A 19,865-nucleotide genomic window follows, 5' to 3' on the forward strand; every position below is an offset into this window, starting at 1 on the left:
GCCGGTCTCCTGCTGCACATCGATGTCGGCAAATTCCAGCGTGCCCGGCAGCGGGTAGTCGGTGCCATCGGACAGGCGCAGCCGCACCGGCGCGCTGTTGGCCTGCACCCCCCCCTCGGCAATGGCACGACGCAACGCCAGGTACTCGTTGCTGGACTGGGTGATGTCCACGTTCATCGGATCCACCTGCTGGATCCGCGCCAGCGGGTCGGCCTGGGCGGACGTCACCAGCGCACCGGGGGTGAACAGCGCGCGCCCGATGCGACCGGCGATCGGTGCGGTGACTGTGGCAAAACCCAGCCGCGTGCTGGCGGTATCGCGCGCCGCCTGCGCCGCCTGCACTGCCGCAGCGGCCTGCTGGCCACTTGCGATGGCATCGTCCACGTCCTGGCGTGCGGCCAGCTGGTCCTTGCCCAGCGCCTGCATCCGCTGCGCCCGCAGACGCGCGGTCACGGCCGCCGCTTCGGCGGTCTTCAGGTTGGCCTGCGCCTCGTTCAGGGCAGCCTGGTACAGCGCCGGCTCGATCTGGAACAGGGGCTGCCCGGCCTTCACCAGCTGCCCCTGCTCGAACAGCCGCTTCACCAGCACCCCGTCCACCTGCGGGCGTACATCCGATTCCTGCGAGGCGATGGTACGTCCCGGCAGCTCCTGCTCCAGCGCCAGCGCCTGGTTCTGCAGCGTCAGCACGGTCACTTCCGGCGTTGCCTTGCCTGGTTTGGGCGCGTCCTTGCTGCAGCCGGCCAGCAGGGTCGCCAGGGCCAGCAACAGCAGCGGCAGGCATGAAGATCGGGACAGCCGCCAAGCCGGCGCCGGCAGGAGGGAATGCGAGAGGGTCATTGGCAACAGGTTCCACACGCGGGGGAGCGCTCGGCGCCGAATATAGAAGACCCCGCGCTGCGATCCAGCGAAAAACGCATGAAACATTTTTCATTTGCCGTGCACGCCTGTGGTTGCGAGGATGCGCAGGTCCCAATCAGCAAAGTGGCCCATGCCGCGCGTACTCACCATCGAGGACGACCTTGTCACCGCGGAGGAAATCGCCACCGAGCTGCGCAGCCACGGCTTCGAGGTCGACCTGGCGGCCGATGGCGGCAATGGCCTGGCGCTGGCACGCGCCGGCGACTACGCCGTGATCACCCTGGATCGCATGCTGCCGGGCGTGGACGGGCTGACCCTGGTCACCACGCTGCGCCGCGAAGGCGTGACCACGCCGGTGCTGATGATCAGCGCATTGTCGGACGTGGACGAGCGCGTGCGCGGGCTGCGCGCCGGTGGCGACGACTACCTGACCAAGCCGTTCGCTTCGGATGAAATGGCAGCGCGGGTGGAGGTGCTGATCCGCCGCCACGGACAGCTGGGCACCGTCGACAGCATGCTGCGCGCCGGTGATCTCGAACTGGACCTGATGAGCCGCTCGGTGCGCCGCGGCGGCCAGGAGATCAGCCTGCTGCCGACCGAATTCAAGCTGCTCGAATTCCTGGTCCGCAATGCCGGCCAGGTGGTCACCCGCACCATGTTGTTCCAGGAGGTCTGGGGCTACCACTTCGACCCAGGCACCAACCTGATCGACGTGCATATCGGCCGTGTGCGCAAGCGCATCGAGCAGCCTGGCCGCACGCAGCCGATCAAGACCGTAAGGGGAACCGGCTATGTCTTCGACGCGCAATCCTGATCAGTGGCGCTCGTCCAGCAGCCGCCTCCTTGGCCTGTACTGCATCCTGTTCGTGGCCTGGTCGAGCATGCTGCTGGGGGTGATGTACTGGCGCATCTCGGATTACCTCAACGACCTGACCGAATCGGGTCTGCAGCAGCGCGCCCATCTGTTCATGAGCTTCGACGGACCAGCCCTGGATGACGCGCTGCGCGACAGCCAGCGCTTCGACCTGCACCAGGTGTATACGTACGGGCTGTTCGACAACGCCGGCACGCCGATGGCGGGCCCGCTGACGGCCATTCCCGAGGGACTGCCGCTGGATGGCAACTCGCATCCTGTGGCGGGTTGGACACTGGTCGATGGCCCGCATGAGAGCGGTGGCAGCGCGCTCGGCGTGGTAACCCGGGATGGCCGCACACTGGTGTTCGTGCGCCAGAACGGCAAGCTCATGGCGGTCAACAGCATCATCCTCGATGCACTGCTGTGGGGCGTGTCACTGACCGTCATTCCCGGGCTGGTGGGCTGGCATCTGCTGCGCCGGCGCCCGTTGAAGCGGATCCAGCAGATCGAAGCGGCCACCAACCGGATCATCGCCGGCGACCTCGGGCAACGGCTGCCGGTGTCCAACCGGCGCGATGAAATCGATCGACTGTCGAGCATCGTCAACGCCATGCTGGAACGCATCGAACAGCTGATGACCGAGGTCAAAGGCGTGTGCGACAGCATCGCGCATGACCTGCGTACACCGCTCACCCGGCTGCGCGCACACCTCTATCGCATGCGGGTGGGCCTGGACGAGCACGACCCGCATGCGGACCCGCTGGACAAGGCGCTGGCGGAGACCGACATGCTGATGGCGCGCTTCGCTGCGCTGCTGCGCGTGTCCGAGCTGGAAAGCCACCAGCGCCGCTCGGCCTTCGACGAGGTCGACATCGCCGACCTGCTGCAGGAGCTGCACCAGTTCTACCTGCCGTTGGCCGAGGAGAAACAACAGGAGCTGCAGCTGCAGGTCGCGCCGCAGATCGGCATGCTGCGCGGCGATCGCGAGCTGCTGTTCGAAGCGGTGGCCAACCTGCTGTCCAACGCCCTGCAGTTCACGCCTGCGCACGGGCGCATCCTGCTGCGCGCGGTGGACGACCACGGCGCGCCCCGCATCGATGTGATCGACAACGGGCCGGGCATCCCGCCGCAGGACCGCACCTTGATCTACCAGCGCTTCTTCCGCGGCAGCAGCAGTGCCGGGCAAGCTCCAGGATTTGGCCTGGGGCTGTCGATCGTGGCCGCCATTGCCGGACTGCACGGCTTCCGCGTCCGCGCCGGCAGCGCCCCGGACGGCGGCGCCTGGATGAGCATCCGCGGCGCTGCAGAGGGGCTTCCCTGAGGCCCGGCCCACTACCTGCAATCGCATTTGGGAATCATTTGTATTTGGGCGAACGCATCCGGATAATCCGCCGTCACCGCCCTTGCCGGATTCCCCACGATGCCCGCCCTGCCGTCGCGCCGCCCGCTGCTGTACACGCTGTTCCTGCCCACCCTGCTGGCGTCGGCCATCGCCCAGGCCCAGGACGGCACTGCGGCCCGGACCCTGGACAAGGTGACCGTGGTGGCCGAGCGCGCCAGCACCGCGACCAAGACCGACACCGCCCTGACCGAGACACCGCAGGCGATCAGCGTGGTCACCCAGCAGCTGTTCACTGATCGCGGCGCACACAACCTGCAGGAAGTGCTGCGCTACAGCGCCGGTGTCACCGCCGACGCCTGGGGCCTGGACACCCGCAATGACGCCAGTTCGGTACGCGGCCTGGACCCGGTGCAGTACCAGGATGGCCTGCGCCGCAGCTACGGTTTCAGCCCGTTGGCGCGCCCGGAGGTATATGGCCTGGAACGGGTGGAAGTGCTGCGCGGCCCGTCGTCGGTGCTGTACGGCGCGGGCGCCACCGGCGGCATCATCAACGCGATGAGCAAGCGCCCGACCTTCGGCACCGCCCGCGGTGAGATCGGCCTGCAGCTGGGCAGCTTCGATCGCCGGCAGCTGCAGGGCGACATCGGCGGTGCATTGAATGACGAGGGCACGGTTGCCGGGCGCTTTGTCGGCCTGGTCCGCGAATCGAACATGCAGACCGATGTCCTCAAGGACGACCGCGTCTATCTGGCGCCATCGATCAGCTGGCGTGGCGAACGCAGTACGCTGACCCTGCTGGCCAGCTACCAACATGACAAGACCGGCTCCAGCCAGCAGTTCCTGCCGCTGGCCGCCACCCTGCACGCGGAGCCCGGCCGTCGTCTGGATCCGACCACCTTCATCGGCGATGCCGGTTTCGACCGCATCGATTCGCGCGTGTACAGCCTCACCACCCTGTTCGACCATCGCTTCAATGACGCAGTCAGCCTGCGCTCGGCGGTACGCTACATCGACGGCAAAACCACGCTGCAGCAGCTGTATGTGGACAGCTACAGCAACCCGGAAAACCCCTTCATCGACGCCGACCGGCGCGTGGTCAACCGCACCGCCTACGGCACGCAGCCGGACATCCAGGTGCTCAGCGCCGACAATGCGGTGCAGTTCGACTTCAGCACGGGCGTGTTCCAGCACCTGCTGCTGGCCGGCGTGGATTACAGCCAGTACAAGGAACAGCTGCAGCGGCTGGATGCCACCGGCACGCCCATCGACGTCTACGCGCCGGTATCGATCGCGCCGACCGTGCGTGGCTGGGAACGCCAGCCGGACCAGACGTCCTCCCAGCTGGGCGTGTACGTGCAGGACCAGATCCGCTGGGCCGATCGCGTGTCGCTGGTGCTGGGCGCGCGTCGCGACCACGCCCGTTCGAAGACCGAAGGCCAACCGAGCCAGACCGACAACGCCACCACCTACCGTGCCGGCCTGATCGGCGAGCTCGGCGGCGGCGTGTCACCGTACCTGAGCTACAGCGAATCGTTCCTGCCGGTGTCCGGCCAGGATCTGTTCGGCAATACATTCAAGCCAATGCGCGGACGCCAGACCGAAGGTGGCATCAAGTGGCAGCCGGCCCGCAACATGCAGTTGACCCTGGCCGCCTACCGCATCACCGAGACCAACCGCCAGACCAACGATCCGGACAACGTGCTGAACGTGGTGCAGACCGGCCAGATCCGTTCCAAGGGCGTGGAGCTGGAAGGCCAGTTCCAGTTCGCCAACGACCTCACCGTCACGGCAGCCTTGGCGCGCAACGAAGCCGAGGTCAGCCGCAGCAACTTCACACTGGAAGTGGGCGAACGCCTCAACGACACCCCGCAGGACCTGGCTTCGGCCTGGGTGTCCAAGGGCTTCCAGCTGGATGACGCCGCGCGGATGAAACTCGGCCTGGGCATACGCCATGTCGGCAACACGGTGTCGCTGGGCAACGGCGGCCGCGTCATCACCCCCAGCTACACCCTGGCCGATGCGCTGGTGGAAGTGCAGGTGACCAACTGGACCTGGGCCTTGAACATCACCAACCTCACCGACAAGCGCTACTACGCACCGTGCCGCAGCTTCGGCGATTGTTTCGCCGGCTACCCGCGCGTGGTCACCGGCACCATCAGCTATCGGTTCTGACCCCTGCAGTTGCCGATACGTCGCCCAACCGCGCGCTGTTCCCTGGCTGTCGCCACACAGATGCACCGCCCGCCGCCGCTCCCCATGCACGACGCGCGTTGCCACCCCCGAGGCAAGCGCGATCAACGCATTCGTGGCTGACCACGCACAGGCGGCGGGCGATGCGGGTTGGCGTACCGGACAACTCTGGGACTGACCGGCAGATCATGGTGATCCCCACACATCGCCCACCACGGACAGCGGGTCACGTGATCGGAAGGCACCATCCGTGCGCCTGCCGATCACGTGCCAGAGTTGATTGTGGGACGCCAATCCCAGCCGACCGATGATGGCCGACGGGCACATGCTGGTCGTTGTCGCCGAGGCGGTATGTAGGGGTTACCCGCGCCCGTGCCTCAGGCTTGCCGCAGGCACGATTCCCCAGCACGGAACTGCGGGCCGGATCACATTCCAGAGGCGCGCACGACGCGGGCCACCGCCCTACCCGCGCATGCAGCAAGGATGCTCAACCGGCAATCACGACATTACCGGCTGCGCTGCCATCGCCAGGAAATTCTGCAGCACCGGCGTGGGCGATTCCGGGCGCATGCAGAACTGCAGTTCGAACGCAGCATTGCTGCCGTCCAGTGGCCGATAGACGATTTCTTCGGGACGGAACCCGCTCATGCTTGCCGGCACGATCGCCACGCCCGCTTCCACGGCCACCAGCGACAGCACTGCGTGCATGCCCTGCGCTTCCTGCACGACCCGAGGTGTGAAGCCGGCAGCGGTACACAGGCCCAGCACCTGTGCATGGAAGCCGACACCTTCGGCCGATGGCCATGAGACGAAGGGCTCGTCCACCAGGTCTGCGACGCCCAGCCGTTGCTGTGCGACCAGCCGATGCGCGCGCGGCAGGGCGATGGCCAGTCGATCATGGTCGAATGCCTGCAGATGCAGTTCTGCGGAAATGATCGGCGGAATCAGGATGCCGAGGTCGATGCGCCCCTCGCGCAGCCACTGTTGCTGCTGCCGCGAGGTGGCTTCGTGCAGATGCAGCTGCACCTGAGCAAACGCATGGCGGAACTGGCGGATCAGCGCCGGCAGGCGCCCATAGAGTGCGCTGCCGACATAGCCTACGCGCAGGCTGCCGGTCTGCCCTGCCGCCGATTCGCGCGTGCGCTGCAGCGCCTGTTCGGCCTGCTGCAGCGTCGCGCGCGCCTCCACCAGCAGCGTCTGCCCCGCCGCGGTCAGGCCCAGCGTGCGGTTGCCGCGCACGATCAATCCCGTGCCCACTTCGTCTTCCAGGCGCCGCATCGCCGCCGTCAATGGCGGCTGCGACATGTGCAGGCGTGCAGCGGCGCGATGGAAGTGCAGTTCTTCGGCCACCGCCACGAACTGGCGGAGCAGGCGCAGATCGATCATTTCATCGCAGGCAGGTGGAGACCCGCCTAGGGTACGCGCTCAGCCGCGCGCGTCGACACTCGGCCGTGCAATGACCGGCCACTGCAGCGCCACCGATTCGATGCTGTCGGCGGCCACGGCGCGCAGGTCGCGTGGATAGTCCACGTTCTCTGCTTCCTGCAGCCGCAGTGCATGGAACTGGCCATTGCTGGCACGCAGAATCCAGCCACCCTGCCGGCAGCGCGTCGAAGCCAGGAAGGCCACCCCGGTAGCCACGGCATCGGGATGCAGTTCATCCGGCTCTCCGTCGATGCCCCACATGCGGGTCTTGGCCACCGGCGAAACCGCGTTGACCACGATGCCATGCTCGGCGCCTTCCAGGGCCAGCACATTGACCAGCCCCTGCGCGGCCAGCTTGGCCATCGCGTAGCCGCACAGGCCGCGCTGCGCATACTGCGGGTACAGCGCGCGATCGGAGGTGGTCAGCACGATGCGTCCGCCGCCGGCAGCGCGCATCGCGGGCCATGCCGCCTGTGCCAGCCACAGCGGTGTCTTCGCGGCCAGGCACAGCATCTGCTCCAGCGCATCGTCTTCCACCGCTTCGATACCGGCATAGGCCACCCAGCCGGCGTTGTGGATGATGAAGTCCAGGCGACCGTGGCGCTGCAGAATGTCCTGCACGAGCGCATGGCAACCATTGCGCTGGTTGATGGGGCCACTGGCGGCCTCGACCGGCAGGCCCTGGCTGCGCAGGACCGCCACCGCCGTGGCGATGCGCTGCGGATCGGCGCCCGTGCCGTCCGTTGCAGCGCCCACGTCATGCATCACCACATGCGCCCCACGTTGCGCCAGCAGGCGGCTGTAGGCCAGGCCCAGGCCACCGGCGGCACCGGTCACCAGGCCCACCTGGCCTTCGAAGGAGATACTGGAATTGGGTTTCATCCGGCCAGCATCGGCGAGCGCCATCATCCTCGGCCAATACTGTTTGCACGCCCGCGCGATACGCCAACGGTATCGCGCGACGATGGGGCTGTGCTGTCAGCGGCTGAAGCGACGGGCACCGGCCACGCAGATCACCGCCGCCACGGTCACCAGCAGCATGCCCGCGCTGACGGTCTCGTGCAGCAGCATCGCCGCCAGCGCCAGGCCGAAGAACGGCTGCAGCAGCTGCAGCTGGCCGACTGCCGCGATGCCGCCCTGGGCCAGACCGCGATACCAGAACAGGAACCCGATCAGCATGCTGAACACCGCTACATAACCCAGCGCCCACCAGGCCGAGGCAGCGACCGCTGTGAACGAGACCGGGCGCATCGCCACCATCAGCGGCAGCATCACCGGCAGTGCCAACAGCAGTGCCCAGCTGATCACCTGCCAACCGCCAAGATGCCGGGCCAGACGGCCACCCTCGGCGTAGCCGAGCCCGCATACCACAATCGCCGCCAGCATCAGCAGGTCGGCCTGCAGCGAGGCCTCGATGCCGTTGCGTGCGGCGTAGCCGACCACGCAGGCGCTGCCCAGCAGCGAGAACACCCAGAACGCCGGGCGTGGCCGGTCGCCGCCGCGCAGGACACCGAATACCGCCGTGCTCAGCGGCAGCAGTCCGAGGAACACGATGGTGTGTGCCGAGGAGGCGTGGCGCAGGGCGAGCGCGGTCAGCAACGGGAAGCCCACCACCACTCCCAGGCTGACCAGCACCAGGCCGGGCAGATCGCTTCTGACCGGGCGCGGTTGCCGCAATGCCAGCAGCAGCACCAGCCCCAGCAACGCGGCGATGCTGGCGCGTGCGGCGGTGACGAAGCTGGCGTCCAGTTCCATCACCGCCATGCGAGTGGCCGGCAAGGAGCCGGCGAAGATCACCACACCGATGAAACCATTGATCCACCCGCTTGCCGACCGTTCCACACCCTGCTCCAGAAGTACCGGGCAATAGCCGGCTGTGCCCGTCATTGAGCCACCGGGCGCCGGCGATACACAGCTACAATCCAATACAGTCACAAGTAACTGTACTGCTCACAATCCCCTTACAGTCACGCCCATGTCCCGACCGTCCAGCCGCATCGACAGCGTCATCCACGCCGTCCGCTCACGCATCAGCTCGCGCCTGGATGGCCCGGGCAGCCGCCTGCCCTCGGTGCGCGCGCAGGCGGCGGCGATGGGCGTTTCCGTGTCCACCGTGGTCGAGGCCTACGAACGATTGGCCGCCGAGGGCGTGGTCGCCGCGCGCGCCGGCTCCGGCTTCTACGTGGCTGGTCCGGCAGCACCGCTGGCGCTGGCCGAAATGGAACCGCGCCTTGATCGCGCGGTGGACCCGCTGTGGGTATCACGGCAATCACTGGAAACCCCGTCCGGCCACCTCAAGCCCGGCTGCGGCTGGATGCCCAGCGACTGGCTGTACCACGATGGCCTGCGCCGTGGCCTGCGCCGCATGGCCCGCGCCGACGCCGCACACCTGGTCGACTACGCGGGGCCGCTCGGCCTGCCGGCACTGCGGCAGACGCTGCAGCGGCGGGCGGCCACGCTGGGCATCGAAGCGTCGATGGATCAGCTGTTGCTGGCCGAATCGGGGACGCATGCGGTCGACCTGATCTGCCGTTTCCTGCTGAAACCCGGCGACTGCGTGCTGGTCGATGATCCGAGCTACTTCAACTACCACGCACTGTTGAAGGCGCATCAGGTGAAGGCCATCGGCGTGCCCTACACGCACACCGGCCCAGATCTGGAGGTGTTCGCCAGCGCATTGCAGGAGTACACGCCGCGCCTGTACATCACCAATTCCGGACTGCACAACCCGACCGGCGCGGTGCTGTCGGCGACCACGGCACATCGCCTGCTGGGCCTGGCCGAACGCAGCGAACTGATCATCATCGAGGATGACATCTTCGCCGACTTCGAGCTGCGTCCGGCGCCGCGGCTGGCAGCGCTGGATGGATTGTCGCGGGTGATCCATGTCGGCAGTTTCTCCAAGACCATCTCCGCGGCATCGCGCTGCGGCTACATCGCCGCGCGCCCTGAATGGATAGAGGCATTGACCGACCTGAAGCTGGCCACCAGCTTCGGCGGCGGGCACCTGGCCGCACACCTGATGCAGATCGCGCTGACCGACAGCGGCTACCGCCGCCACATGCAGGCGGTGCGCACGCGCCTGGCCGATGCGCGCAAGCACACGCTGCGGCAGGTGCAGAAGCTGGGCATCACGCCGTGGCTGCAGCCGGAAGCAGGGCTGTTCCTGTGGTGCCAGCTGCCCGATGGCCGCGATGCATCGGCGGTAGCACGGCTGTGCCTGCGCGAAGGCGTGGTGGTGGCGCCCGGCAATGCCTTCAGCCAGTCGCAGCAAGCCGCCGACTACGTGCGCTTCAATGTATCGCAATGCCAGGACCCGAAGGTCTGGCAGGTGCTGGGGAAGGTGCTGCAGCAGAACAGCTGAAGCATCCCAGTGCGTTATCCTGCCGGCCATCCAAGCAAGGAGCGTCCGCATGCGTCGATGGATCGGCATCGCCTTGGTCTGCAGCCTGACCGGTGGCTGCATCACGTTTGGGCCCCGAGACGGCTCGCTGCAGGTCATTGGCTATGCACCCACGGACGGGAACTGCCAACTGCAGATCACCGCGCCGGGCGCATCCAACGCGGATGCCGCGCCGGTGCAGGGGTATTTTCAACGGCACGTGATGGTTCATGCCAGCAGACCCGGTCGCGTCGCCCTGCTGTGCAATGGCAGGCTGCAGGCCGAACGCAACTTCCGCTACGGCCGCGATGTGAGGTTCGGCGAGGTCCTGCCGCTTCTTGTTTTCGAGCGCAGCGCGCTCGATCTGAGTGGCAGCGCACCGGTGCTGCACATGCGTGCTTTCCAGTCCGATTTTCTGGACTGGAACAATGCCTCGCTTGCAGGGGTGACAGAACATGGCTCATCACACGGACTGGCGTTGGCCAGTGCGGCGTACGCAAAGCTGGTGGAGCACTACGCCTTGCCTGGCACCCCGCGCAACGTCATGCAACGGCCCAGCGTTGAGTCACCGCATGATCCGGCACTGGAACAGGTCCTGGCCGTGCAGATCATCGGCGACGCAGCGTCGATACGTACCGCACAACAACGCCGCTCCAGCGTCCTCATCCATGAGTACCGGCTACAGCGCGTGCAGGATGACTGGCGATTGACCGGCCTGTATCGACTGGAAGCAGACGGAATGAAGCCGGCGCTCTGAATACCTCGGGCTCAATCGGCGAGGTAGGTCTCTGCGGGAATGTCCAGCAGCGCCGGACCTGAAAGCGTCGCGCCCTGCAGATCAACTCCGGCGTTCAAGGCGTTGTCAATCGCATTGAGCAACGAACTCCGCTCGCAGATCGCCTTGAACGCAGCGCGCGGACCTTCGTGGTACATGGCGAGGGCGCGCTGCAGACCAGTGGCAAATACCGGTTCGAGGTCGAGCGGCAGTTCATGCAGCTCACCCTGTGCGTCGGAGGCGGTGAAGGTACTGGGCAGCAGCACGCCCAGTTCCATGTGCCCGATCAAGGCCATGGCGAATGCTTCAGGCAGCCATACCAGCAGGCGGCGCATCGGCCCGTGTTCGCTGCCGAGCGCGAGCAGTGCCCGCTCGGCCTGCTCCTCATCCACGTCCTCCCGTCCAAGCAATGTCAGCGCCAGTTCGAAGGCTTCCGCCGATGGCATCGGGGGGGTGCGAGGGTCCATTCGCGATCTCTGGAATACAGGCAGGCGCAGACCTTAAGCAAAGGCGGGCGTTCCTGCAATCGACACTTGCGCAGCACGGTAGAGTGGACGTTCGCCATTGCTGCAGGAATGCTTCCGATGTCCTTCTCCGACCCCCACGCCGTCGCCCGCTACGCCGACGGCCCGCTGCGGCAGGTGCCGGGCTTCCTCGGGCTGCAGCAGATGACCCACCTGCTGCTGGCCGAACATGTGCCCGACGATGGCCAGGTACTGGTGCTCGGCGCAGGTGGCGGCCTGGAGCTCAAGGCCTTCGCCGAAGCGCATCCGCAGTGGCAGATGCTCGGTATCGATCCGGCCGCGCCAATGCTCGCACTGGCCGAGCAGACCCTGGGGCCATTGATGGCGCAGGTCACGCTGCTGGAAGGCTACATCGACGATGCCCCGCGCACCGTCTTCGACGGCGCCACCTGCCTGCTGACCCTGCATTTCCTCACCGTTGAACAACGCCTGCACACCCTGCACGAACTGCGGCAACGGCTGCGACCGGGTGCGCCGCTGGTGGTCGCCCACCACAGCGTGCCGCAGGACGCGGCCGGCAAGCATCGCTGGCTGCAGCGCTACGCTGCGTTCGGCGAGGCCTCCGGCATTCCACGTGCCGATGCGCAGCGCGCGGTAGCCGCCATCACCGAGCGCCTGCCGCTGCTGTCGCCCGAGCAGGAAGTGGCGCTGCTGCAGGAGGCCGGCTTCGAGAACGTGGAATTGTTCTACGCCGGCTTCAGCTTCAAGGGCTGGGTGGCCCATGCGCCGACCGCGCCGGCATAGCGCCGCCACGCACGCTCAAGGCACCACGGTGATGCCGATCCGCTGCATCAGCAGCGCCACCTGCTGCACATCCAGCGTGGCGCCACGCAGGTTGGTGCTGCGCACGTCCAGCTCACCCAGTTCGGAGTTGGTCAGGTCGCAATCGGTGAAGTTGGCCGTGTTCCAGTCGATGCCATCGAACTGGCCACCGGACAGGTCCGACCCTGCAAAACTGGCACCGCTGACGTTGGCCCCTTCCCAGCGGTTTTCCCACAGCTCGCACTTCTCCAGCGTCACCCGCGAGAAGTTGGCATAGCGCAGGTTGGTCTTCTTGATGAAGGCGCTGCAGAACCAGCTGCGCGTGGTGATCTGGTTCATGAAACTGGCGTTGCTGAAATCGGCGCCCTGCGCACGGCACTCGCTGATTTCCAGCCCCAGCGCCTTGATGAAGTTGAAGTTGCACATGCTGATGTCGCACTGGCGAAAGCTGGCTTCCTTCAACGTGGCACCACTGAAACGGCACCCGGTACGCGTGTCGGCGTCGTAGAAACCGCAGTTCACGAATTCGGTGGCGGTCAGGTCCGCGCCGGAAAAGTCGCACTCGTGGAACTGCTGGTCGACCACCTTCTGGCCGGTGAACTGATCGGCGCCGATGCGCAGCTTGTGGTGAACGGTGGAGGACATGCAGGGTTCCGTGCCGGGAGCCTCGCCATGATGCCGCGCTGGAAAGGCGATGGGCAGCACAGCCTCGAGCGCGATTCACCATCGCTGCAGCCGGAGTGTGTACAGCCCGTCTCGCCAACTTCTGGCCGGCACTCGATGTTGCACGTTCATGCACGTTTATGCACAATTGAAGCATGAACCCCGACCCGACCCTCCCCGCCGAGCGTACCCAGCTGATCCTGCAGGAGCTGCGCCAGCAAGGGCGCGTAGTGGCCGCCGAACTGGCGCGCCGTTATGGCATATCCGAAGATTCGATCCGCCGCGATCTGCGTGAACTGGCCGCCCAGGGCCTGTGCCAGCGCGTCTATGGTGGCGCGGTGCTGCCGGCCCCGAAGGCGGTACCGCTGCGCGAACGGATGACCCAGGACCGCACCGGCAAGGACGAACTGGCTGCCCGCGTCTGCGCGCTGCTGCAGCCCGGCCAGGTCCTGCTGATCGACGCTGGCTCGACCAATCTGGCCATTGCCCAGCAATTGCCGGGCGCGCTGGGGTTGACGGTGATCACCAACGCGCCGCAGATCGCCACCGCTGCGGCATGGCAGGACGGCACCACCGTGCAATTGATCGGTGGGCGCCTGGCCGCAGGCGGCGGCGCGGTCGGTGCCGAGGCGCTGGCCCAGGTGCAGCACCTGCGGGCGGATGTCTATCTGCCCGGCCCCTGCGCCGTGGACGTCGATACCGGCGTGTGGGCGATGGACGCCGAGGAAGCCACGCTCAAGCGCGCGATGGTCGCCTGCAGCAGCCGCATCATCGTCGCCGCCACCACCGAAAAACTGGGCGCACGCGGCAACTGGCAGATCGCCGGCCTGGACGACATCGACGATCTGGTACTGACCACCTCGGCACCACCTGCGCTGGCCGCCCGTTTCCGCGCCGCCGGCATCGCCGTACATCCGACACCTCCCTGACCGTACCGCCCATGTCCCTCGCCAACCGACCGCGTGCCGAACAGCACGCGACCCGCGCTGCATTCTTCATTCCCGGCTTCGCTACCGCGCTGTGGGCCACGCTGGTGCCCTTCGCAAAGGCGCGCACCGACATCAACGACGCCACGCTGGGTCTGGTGCTGCTCTGCCTGGGCGCCGGCTCGCTGCTGGCCATGCCGTTGTCGGGCCTGTTCGCCGCACGGTTGGGTTGCCGCCGGGTGATGGTCGCCACCACGCTGATCATCTGCGCAACGGTACCCGGCCTGGCGTTGGCTGAGTCGGCGTGGATGCTGGGCCTGGTGCTGTTCGTCTTCGGTGCCGGCGTGGGCGCGATGGATTGCACGATGAACGTACAGGCCGTGGTGGTGGAACGCGAAGCGCAGCGGGTGATGATGTCCGGCTTCCACGCGTTCTTCAGCATCGGTGGATTCCTCGGCGCGGCGACGATGACCCTGTTGCTGAGCGCGCGCATGGCGCCGATCTCGGCGGTGCTGCTCGGCGTATTGATGATGGGTGTGGTCGCACTGCTGTCGGCGCGCTACTGGCGTGCTGAGCGCGTCGCACACGATGCACCGCTGCTGGCCTGGCCGCGCGGCATCGTCATGTTCATCGGCGTGCTTGCCTTCATCGCGTTCCTGGCGGAAGGCGCGATGCTGGACTGGAGTGCGGTGTTCCTCACCGACATCCGCAAGGTCGATGCCAGCCATGCCGGCATCGGCTACGTCACCTTCACCCTGACGATGACCGTGGCGCGCCTGTTCGGTGACCGCCTGGTGGAGCGCATCGGCCGGCAGAAGGCGATCGTGGCCGGTGCGCTGCTGGCCTGCGCCGGCGTGCTGGTGCTCACCCTGGTTACACCGTGGCAAGCGTCACTGGGCGGCTACGTGCTGGTCGGCCTGGGCTGCGCCAACATCGCCCCGGCGCTGTTCTCGCTGGCTGGCAGCCAGAACCGGATGCCGCAGGCGATCGCCATCACTGCGGTCTCCACGCTTGGATTTGCCGGCATTCTTGCCGGCCCGGCGCTGATCGGTTTCGCCGCCAATCATTTCGGCCTCATCGCCGCCTTCGTCGGCGTGGCGATGGCGCTGTTGCTGGTGGCGGTGTCGACGCGCTGGCTGCGGGGGTGATGTGCCTGGCGGCGCTTGCGTCGGAATGTCATCCGCAACCGCCGATAGCCGATCACCGTGGCCGTCACGCACAGCCCGGTGCCTGCCAGGCTGAGCAACAGCAGCATGATCAAGCGGCCGTTCTGCTGCCGCAGCAGCGCGGGTAGATCCCAGCTGTGCAGGAAGGAAAACAGCCAACGACCTGCGCGCTCGCGTTTGCCCATCGTCAACAGCGGGTCGCCGGTGGCCAGGTCGACATAGACGCGGGTTGCCTCAGCGTCATCGAAGTCAACCATCGCCACCGGAAAGCGACGTACCGCGGCGCCATTCATCGCCTCCGCAGCGCGCGGGTAGAAGTAGGCATCGGGCGCCTGCAGGAGGGTGAACCTGCGCAGTCGCGCGTCGGACATCGCCGCTACCCTGCCCTGCAGCCAGTCTGCACCGAATGCAGTGGACACCTGCAGCGTGCCGCCGCGCTCTGTGACCACGCGCGAATCGGCATTGCCGTCCAGCACCACAGCGAACAGTTCACCGCCGATGCGTCGCCACTGAATCTCGACCGGCACGAACTGCGGCGTGTGCACTGCAGCCAGTACCGCAGCCGGCTGTGCGATGACGCCTGCATCCACCGGAACCTCACCCTGATAGCGCGCAACGTCGAGCGAGGCGTGTGAGCTGCTGAACACTCCCAGCGGATTCATCGACATCAGGCCACTGAAGATCCAGGTGAAAACGAATGCGCTCGCCATCAATCCGATCAGATGATGCCAGCGCATCCACGGTTCCTGGTACGGCGTCTTCGACCCTGACCGGTACTGCCCGCGAAACCGCCAGCGCCAGATGCCGACCACGACCCCGCTGATCGCGGCCACCGTACACAGCACTGAGAACACAATCACCGTCCAGGTCCACACCGGGTCCACCGACTGCATGCGCAGGAAGTACAGCCAGTGCAGCCACGCACCCACATAGTTCCACCGCTGCTGCAGGCGCGGTGCATCCAGCACCACTTCGCCGGTGCGCGAGGACACGTAGACATCACCGGACTCTGCGCCACCCACGCCGACGCGGTACAGCGGCCGGTGCGGATCAAGGCCGCGCGAATGCGTCCAGCGATCCTCGTCCAGCGGCATGGCACCAACGAAAGCCGGCCCACCGGCGAACTGCGCGGCGGAGACTTCGGCCAGCTGCGCCGATACAGGCGGCAATGCCTGCCCGGTAAGCGCCGACCACGCGCCCATGTGCGTCCCGAAGCGCACCACGTAGGCGGGCTCGCCACGCAGCGTCGTCAACACAACCCGCTCAGGCTCCTGTCGCACGGCATCCGGCAGCACGGAAAGTGCCTGCCAGCCGCGCGCATCGGCCAGTGTGGGCAACGCGGCCAAGCGTTCTCCCGGCGTCAGCTTCGGGTAACCGATGAACAGCATCACCATGCCGCTGACGAACCACAGCAACATCAGCAGGCACCCACCGATGCCCAGCCAACGGTGCACCAGGTAGGTCCAGCGCTTGGCAGTGGATCGCAGCGACATGGCAGCCGTCCTCAGAAGCGATGGTCGAAGGTGAATTCGACGCGCCGGTCGGCGCCCAGCAGCCACTGCGTACTGGTGTAGTAGGCCGTGGCGTAGTACGCCTTGTCGAACACGTTGAACACCCGCGCGGTCACCCGTGTACGTGGGGCTGCCTGCCAGGTCAGGGCCAGATCGGTGGTGGTATAGCCCGGCAGCTGCAGCGTGTTGGCGTTGTCGGCATAGCGCTTGCCCACGTAGCGCACGCCACTGGCCACGCTCCAGTCGGGCAGGAACTGCCAGCTCAACCAGGCGTTGGCCAGGCGCTCGGCCACGTTCGGCGGCACGTTGCCATCACGCGACACGATCACCGCCGGCGTGCCGGTGGCTTCCAGGAAATCCTCGAACTCGGCCTTGAGCACGGTCGCATTGGCATCCAGCGACCACTGCGGCGCGAAGGCCCAGTTCAACGAGGCTTCGATTCCCTTCGAGGCCTGTGCACCTACCTGCACGCGACGGTCCGGTTTCAGCGGGTCACGGCTGAGCAGCCCGGTCTTGCGGATGCGATAGGCCGCCAGCGTCCACTCACCCCCATCGAAGGCCTGCTTCATGCCGATCTCGATCTGCTTGCCCTTGGCCAGATCGAACACGCCGTTGGCCGGGCTGATCATCAACAGCCCACTGACCGGGTCCGCCGCCTGCGAGTACTGCGCATAGAGGGTCATCGACGGTTGTATCGCGAACACCGTGCCCGCTCGCCAGCCGGTGCTGTTGTAGGTCTTCGAGAACGCACGCTGGCCGCTGACCAGGTCGTTGCGGTCGATCGTGGCGCGATCGTGGCGCAGGCCAGCAAGCACCGACCAGCGCTCGCTCAGTTCCAGCCGGTCTTCCACGAACAACGCGACCTGCTCGGCGCTGTTGCGGTAGCGCGGCAGGTTGGGTGCATCGCTGACGAACCCGCCGGGCACCGGGTTGAAGGGATCCACCGGCCCCGAACTGCCCGCATAGGTGTTGTTGGTGTGCTTGAAATGCGCACGGTTGGCATCGAAGCCAACGGCGAAACTGTTGGGCAGACCACCCGCATTTCCCAGCAGGCGCAGCGTGGAGGTCAGCCCGGTCTGGTCCTGGTTGTGGGTGATCTGGGTGTTGCCGGAGCGATCGATCAGGCCGGTGCGCTCGTTGTAGACATAGGCCTCGGCGTTGCGCCAATCGCGCTGGCTGTCGATCTGGTAGACGCGCGTGCGCCACTCCACGTTCTCGTTCGGCGTCCACAGCGCATCGAGCTGGGTCCAGCGGTCGCGGAAGCGAATCACGCTGTCGGCCACGTTGTAGTTCTCGTGGCGCAGTGCATCCAGCTGCCTGCCATCGATCAACGGCGTACCGAAGTAGCGCATCGGCTTCTGGTAGCCCTGCGCATGGGTCAGCGTCAACTGCAGATCCGCCCGTGGCTGCCACAGCAACGCACCGGAAAACGTTGCATCGCCGTTGTGGCCGCGGTCGACCCAGCCGCTGCTGTAGTTGCCGCTGACGTCCACGCGGTAGGCCAGCGCCGGCGTGAGCGCACCGCCACTGCCGAATCCGAGTCGCGCGGTGTCTTCGCTGCCCAGGGTGACGCTTACCTCGTTCTCGATGGCACCGCGCGAAGGTTTTTTCGGCACGATGTTGACCACGCCGCCGATGGCGCCATCACCATGGATGACCGAGGCCGGCCCACGCAGCACCTCGATGCGCTCGATCGACCAGGTATCGAACGGGAAGGTGATGCCCACGCCGCCGTACTGGCGCAGGCCGTCGTACAGGCGCATCACCGAGGCGCCATCGGTAAAGCCACGGCTGGACAGCGCACTCAGGCCGTTGCCCGGATGGGGAAGTGCACTGATCGCGCCGCCGCGGGTGATCGCGTCGTTGAGATTGGAATCACCGCGCTGCTCCAGTTGCGCGCGCGAAATCACGGTCAGGCTGGCCGGGGTCTGCAGCACGCTCAGGCCGAGGGCCGAGCCGGTGCTGGCGGTGGAGGACAGCGCACCGCTGCGGGTATCCACCACACGGACGGTATCCAGCGTGGTCGGTGGTGCCGCGTCGGCAGCAAGGGCAGAAGCGGAGTGCAGCAGCAGCGCACAAGCGACAGACAGCGCCACCCGGCGCAGGCGCGCGGAGTTGGGGTTTGTTTTCATTGTTTCACGTCATGCAAGGCCACCCCGCAGTAGCAGGGAAGCTCAAGGAGTTCGGGAAACGCGCACGCCGTAGTGCCAGGCCATGCCTGGCAGCTCGGGAGAATCAATTCAAGGGCGCACGCGCAGGGCTCAAGCAGCCAGCAGCACCGGTGGCCCACGCGCTCCCAACGTGCCGCAGATCCGCTGCGGCAACGCCTGCACCGCACCACGCAGCGCGCGGCACACCGGTGCCAGCGGCATCATCAACAGCAGCGCCGCCACCAGCAGGGTGATCAGTCGTGCGGCAATCAGGCAGTAATCGCAGTCCACGCCCATCTCGTGGTCGGCGTGTGGATCGGCCGGCGGCTTCGGTGCCGCTTCACCAAGCTGCATTGCCATCGCGTGGTGGTCGTGATGCCCTTCCATCGCGTGCTGCGCGTGCAGGGTGTGGTCCATGACCGCCACCGGTGCAGCAACAGCAACGTACGCATGCGCCAGCCAACGGCTCACCAGCGGGGCAAGCAGCACCAGCAGCATGGCAAGCCATGCGAGGGTCTGGAACCGGCGGTGGAGAGCAGAGCGGCGCACGCGGCCATTCTACGGGGCCAGGGCCAACCCTGGACCGCGTTCAGGGTTTACCTGCTGCGACACTGTGACGCAGGGCTCTGGTACCGACAACATCGATGAACACGTCTTCGCGACGGATCCAGTAGATCCACGCCATGCGTGGATGCGCTTCGCGCATCAACTCACGTACTGCGCCTGGCCGTTACCGAACGACCAGTTCTCCTTCTTCACTTCCACCAGATTGATGAACACATCCTCGCGACGGATACCCACCGCCGCATGCAGGCCGTCGGCAATACCGGCATACAGCGCCTTTTTCTGCTCCAGCGTGCGCCCTTCGTTCCAGGTGATCTGGATGCAGATGAAGTCATCGGTGCGGGCGATGCCCAGGTAACCCGGGTCGAACACGAGCGTGCCGGCGTCGTGCTCCTGGAAGATCTGGAAGCGATCGTTTTCCGGCACGCCGACCGCGCGCATGGCCTGGTAGATCGCTTCGCCGACACGCTGGCGATACTCGACGGATTTACCTTTGCGAAGATCGATGCGGGCGAGCGGCATGGTGGCACTCCAGAGAGGATGGGCACGGCAACGGGCTGAGACTACGCCTGCCCCGGCCGGCAGGACAGCGCATGGATGGAACCCTCTGCCTCCATCCGTGACATGTTCCCGTCAGCACCGCGCGAGGTGACGCGATCGCCGTGGTGGCGTTCCTGCGGAGTCGTCATGTGCACGCCTGGCAGGGCGGCGATTTACGCCATCAGTGATGGGCTGCACAGCGGGCTGGTGCTCGACGGCACAGAACAGAAA

18 protein-coding genes are annotated in these 19,865 nt (G+C 66.5%); 8 read left to right on the plus strand and 10 right to left on the minus strand.

What is annotated here, in order from left to right; translation table 11 throughout:
- A partial coding sequence (locus DBR20_RS16050; RefSeq protein ID WP_258223395.1) for an efflux RND transporter periplasmic adaptor subunit occupies positions 1-837 on the minus strand: 837 nt, incomplete at its 3' end.
- Between the two features lie 151 nt (positions 838-988).
- On the opposite strand from DBR20_RS16050, the gene DBR20_RS16055 reads away from it, so the two are divergent.
- The 3 genes from DBR20_RS16055 (at position 989) to DBR20_RS16065 (ending at position 5,228) form a co-directional block, all read left to right on the plus strand.
- The gene (locus DBR20_RS16055; protein ID WP_108266887.1) at positions 989-1,672 is read left to right on the plus strand and encodes a response regulator transcription factor; all 684 of its coding nucleotides are present in this window, start codon (positions 989-991) and stop codon (positions 1,670-1,672) included.
- Positions 1,650-3,035 (plus strand): HAMP domain-containing sensor histidine kinase, encoded by a 1,386-nt coding sequence (locus tag DBR20_RS16060; protein ID WP_108266889.1) that lies wholly within the window; start codon positions 1,650-1,652, stop codon positions 3,033-3,035. Before DBR20_RS16055 ends, DBR20_RS16060 begins: the two co-directional genes overlap by 23 nt.
- 99 nt (positions 3,036-3,134) lie before the next feature.
- Positions 3,135-5,228: a TonB-dependent siderophore receptor gene (locus DBR20_RS16065; RefSeq protein WP_108266891.1), complete on the plus strand. Its 2,094-nt coding sequence runs from the start codon at positions 3,135-3,137 to the stop codon at positions 5,226-5,228.
- Between the two features lie 516 nt (positions 5,229-5,744).
- Here the strand turns inward: DBR20_RS16065 and DBR20_RS16070 are convergent.
- The 3 genes from DBR20_RS16070 to DBR20_RS16080 all read right to left on the minus strand — a co-directional run bounded on the left by DBR20_RS16070 (position 5,745) and on the right by DBR20_RS16080 (position 8,513).
- Positions 5,745-6,632, minus strand: coding sequence for a LysR family transcriptional regulator (locus DBR20_RS16070; protein WP_108266893.1), 888 nt, complete (start codon positions 6,630-6,632; stop codon positions 5,745-5,747).
- A 39-nt stretch (positions 6,633-6,671) separates the two neighbouring features.
- Entirely contained in the window at positions 6,672-7,553 is an 882-nt protein-coding gene (locus tag DBR20_RS16075; RefSeq protein ID WP_108266917.1) for an SDR family oxidoreductase, read from the minus strand.
- A gap of 96 nt (positions 7,554-7,649) precedes the next feature.
- Positions 7,650-8,513 carry a DMT family transporter gene (locus tag DBR20_RS16080; RefSeq protein WP_108266895.1) on the minus strand — a complete coding sequence of 288 codons (864 nt, stop codon included), beginning with the start codon at positions 8,511-8,513 and terminating at the stop codon, positions 7,650-7,652.
- Positions 8,514-8,646: 133 nt separating this feature from the next.
- On the opposite strand from DBR20_RS16080, the gene DBR20_RS16085 reads away from it, so the two are divergent.
- Complete coding sequence (locus DBR20_RS16085; RefSeq protein WP_108266897.1) at positions 8,647-10,035, plus strand: PLP-dependent aminotransferase family protein; 1,389 nt, start codon at positions 8,647-8,649, stop codon at positions 10,033-10,035.
- 73 nt (positions 10,036-10,108) lie between these two features.
- A complete protein-coding gene (locus tag DBR20_RS16090; RefSeq protein WP_146187030.1) occupies positions 10,109-10,810 on the plus strand; it encodes a hypothetical protein in 702 nt (233 codons plus the stop codon).
- 11 nt (positions 10,811-10,821) lie between these two features.
- Here DBR20_RS16090 and DBR20_RS16095 read toward each other — a convergent pair whose 3' ends face one another.
- Positions 10,822-11,295, minus strand: a complete 474-nt coding sequence (locus DBR20_RS16095; protein WP_146187031.1) for a hypothetical protein — start codon at positions 11,293-11,295, stop codon at positions 10,822-10,824.
- A 117-nt stretch (positions 11,296-11,412) separates the two neighbouring features.
- Between DBR20_RS16095 and DBR20_RS16100 the strand changes: the two genes are divergently transcribed.
- A complete protein-coding gene (locus DBR20_RS16100; protein WP_108266903.1) occupies positions 11,413-12,096 on the plus strand; it encodes a class I SAM-dependent methyltransferase in 684 nt (227 codons plus the stop codon).
- Positions 12,097-12,111: 15 nt separating this feature from the next.
- Here DBR20_RS16100 and smqnr read toward each other — a convergent pair whose 3' ends face one another.
- Positions 12,112-12,759: a SmQnr family pentapeptide repeat protein gene (gene smqnr / locus DBR20_RS16105; protein WP_100551708.1), complete on the minus strand. Its 648-nt coding sequence runs from the start codon at positions 12,757-12,759 to the stop codon at positions 12,112-12,114.
- Positions 12,760-12,932: 173 nt separating this feature from the next.
- Between smqnr and DBR20_RS16110 the strand changes: the two genes are divergently transcribed.
- Positions 12,933-13,706 (plus strand): DeoR/GlpR family DNA-binding transcription regulator, encoded by a 774-nt coding sequence (locus tag DBR20_RS16110; protein WP_108266905.1) that lies wholly within the window; start codon positions 12,933-12,935, stop codon positions 13,704-13,706.
- An 11-nt stretch (positions 13,707-13,717) separates the two neighbouring features.
- Positions 13,718-14,851 carry an MFS transporter gene (locus DBR20_RS16115; RefSeq protein WP_108266907.1) on the plus strand — a complete coding sequence of 378 codons (1,134 nt, stop codon included), beginning with the start codon at positions 13,718-13,720 and terminating at the stop codon, positions 14,849-14,851.
- Here the strand turns inward: DBR20_RS16115 and DBR20_RS16120 are convergent.
- The 4 genes from DBR20_RS16120 to DBR20_RS16135 form a co-directional block, all read right to left on the minus strand.
- Positions 14,767-16,362, minus strand: a complete 1,596-nt coding sequence (locus tag DBR20_RS16120) for a PepSY-associated TM helix domain-containing protein (RefSeq protein ID WP_108266909.1) — start codon at positions 16,360-16,362, stop codon at positions 14,767-14,769. The two genes, DBR20_RS16115 and DBR20_RS16120, sit on opposite strands and share 85 nt — an antisense overlap.
- 11 nt (positions 16,363-16,373) lie before the next feature.
- Positions 16,374-18,512 carry a TonB-dependent receptor gene (locus tag DBR20_RS16125; protein ID WP_108266911.1) on the minus strand — a complete coding sequence of 713 codons (2,139 nt, stop codon included), beginning with the start codon at positions 18,510-18,512 and terminating at the stop codon, positions 16,374-16,376.
- A 129-nt stretch (positions 18,513-18,641) separates the two neighbouring features.
- A complete protein-coding gene (locus tag DBR20_RS16130; RefSeq protein WP_108266913.1) occupies positions 18,642-19,028 on the minus strand; it encodes a DUF2946 family protein in 387 nt (128 codons plus the stop codon).
- 207 nt (positions 19,029-19,235) lie between these two features.
- Positions 19,236-19,616: a tautomerase family protein gene (locus DBR20_RS16135; RefSeq protein ID WP_108266915.1), complete on the minus strand. Its 381-nt coding sequence runs from the start codon at positions 19,614-19,616 to the stop codon at positions 19,236-19,238.
- Between the last annotated feature and the right edge of the window lie 249 nt (positions 19,617-19,865).

Source organism: Stenotrophomonas sp. HMWF023, from assembly GCF_003060985.1.
GTDB classification, from domain to species: domain Bacteria; phylum Pseudomonadota; class Gammaproteobacteria; order Xanthomonadales; family Xanthomonadaceae; genus Stenotrophomonas; species Stenotrophomonas lactitubi.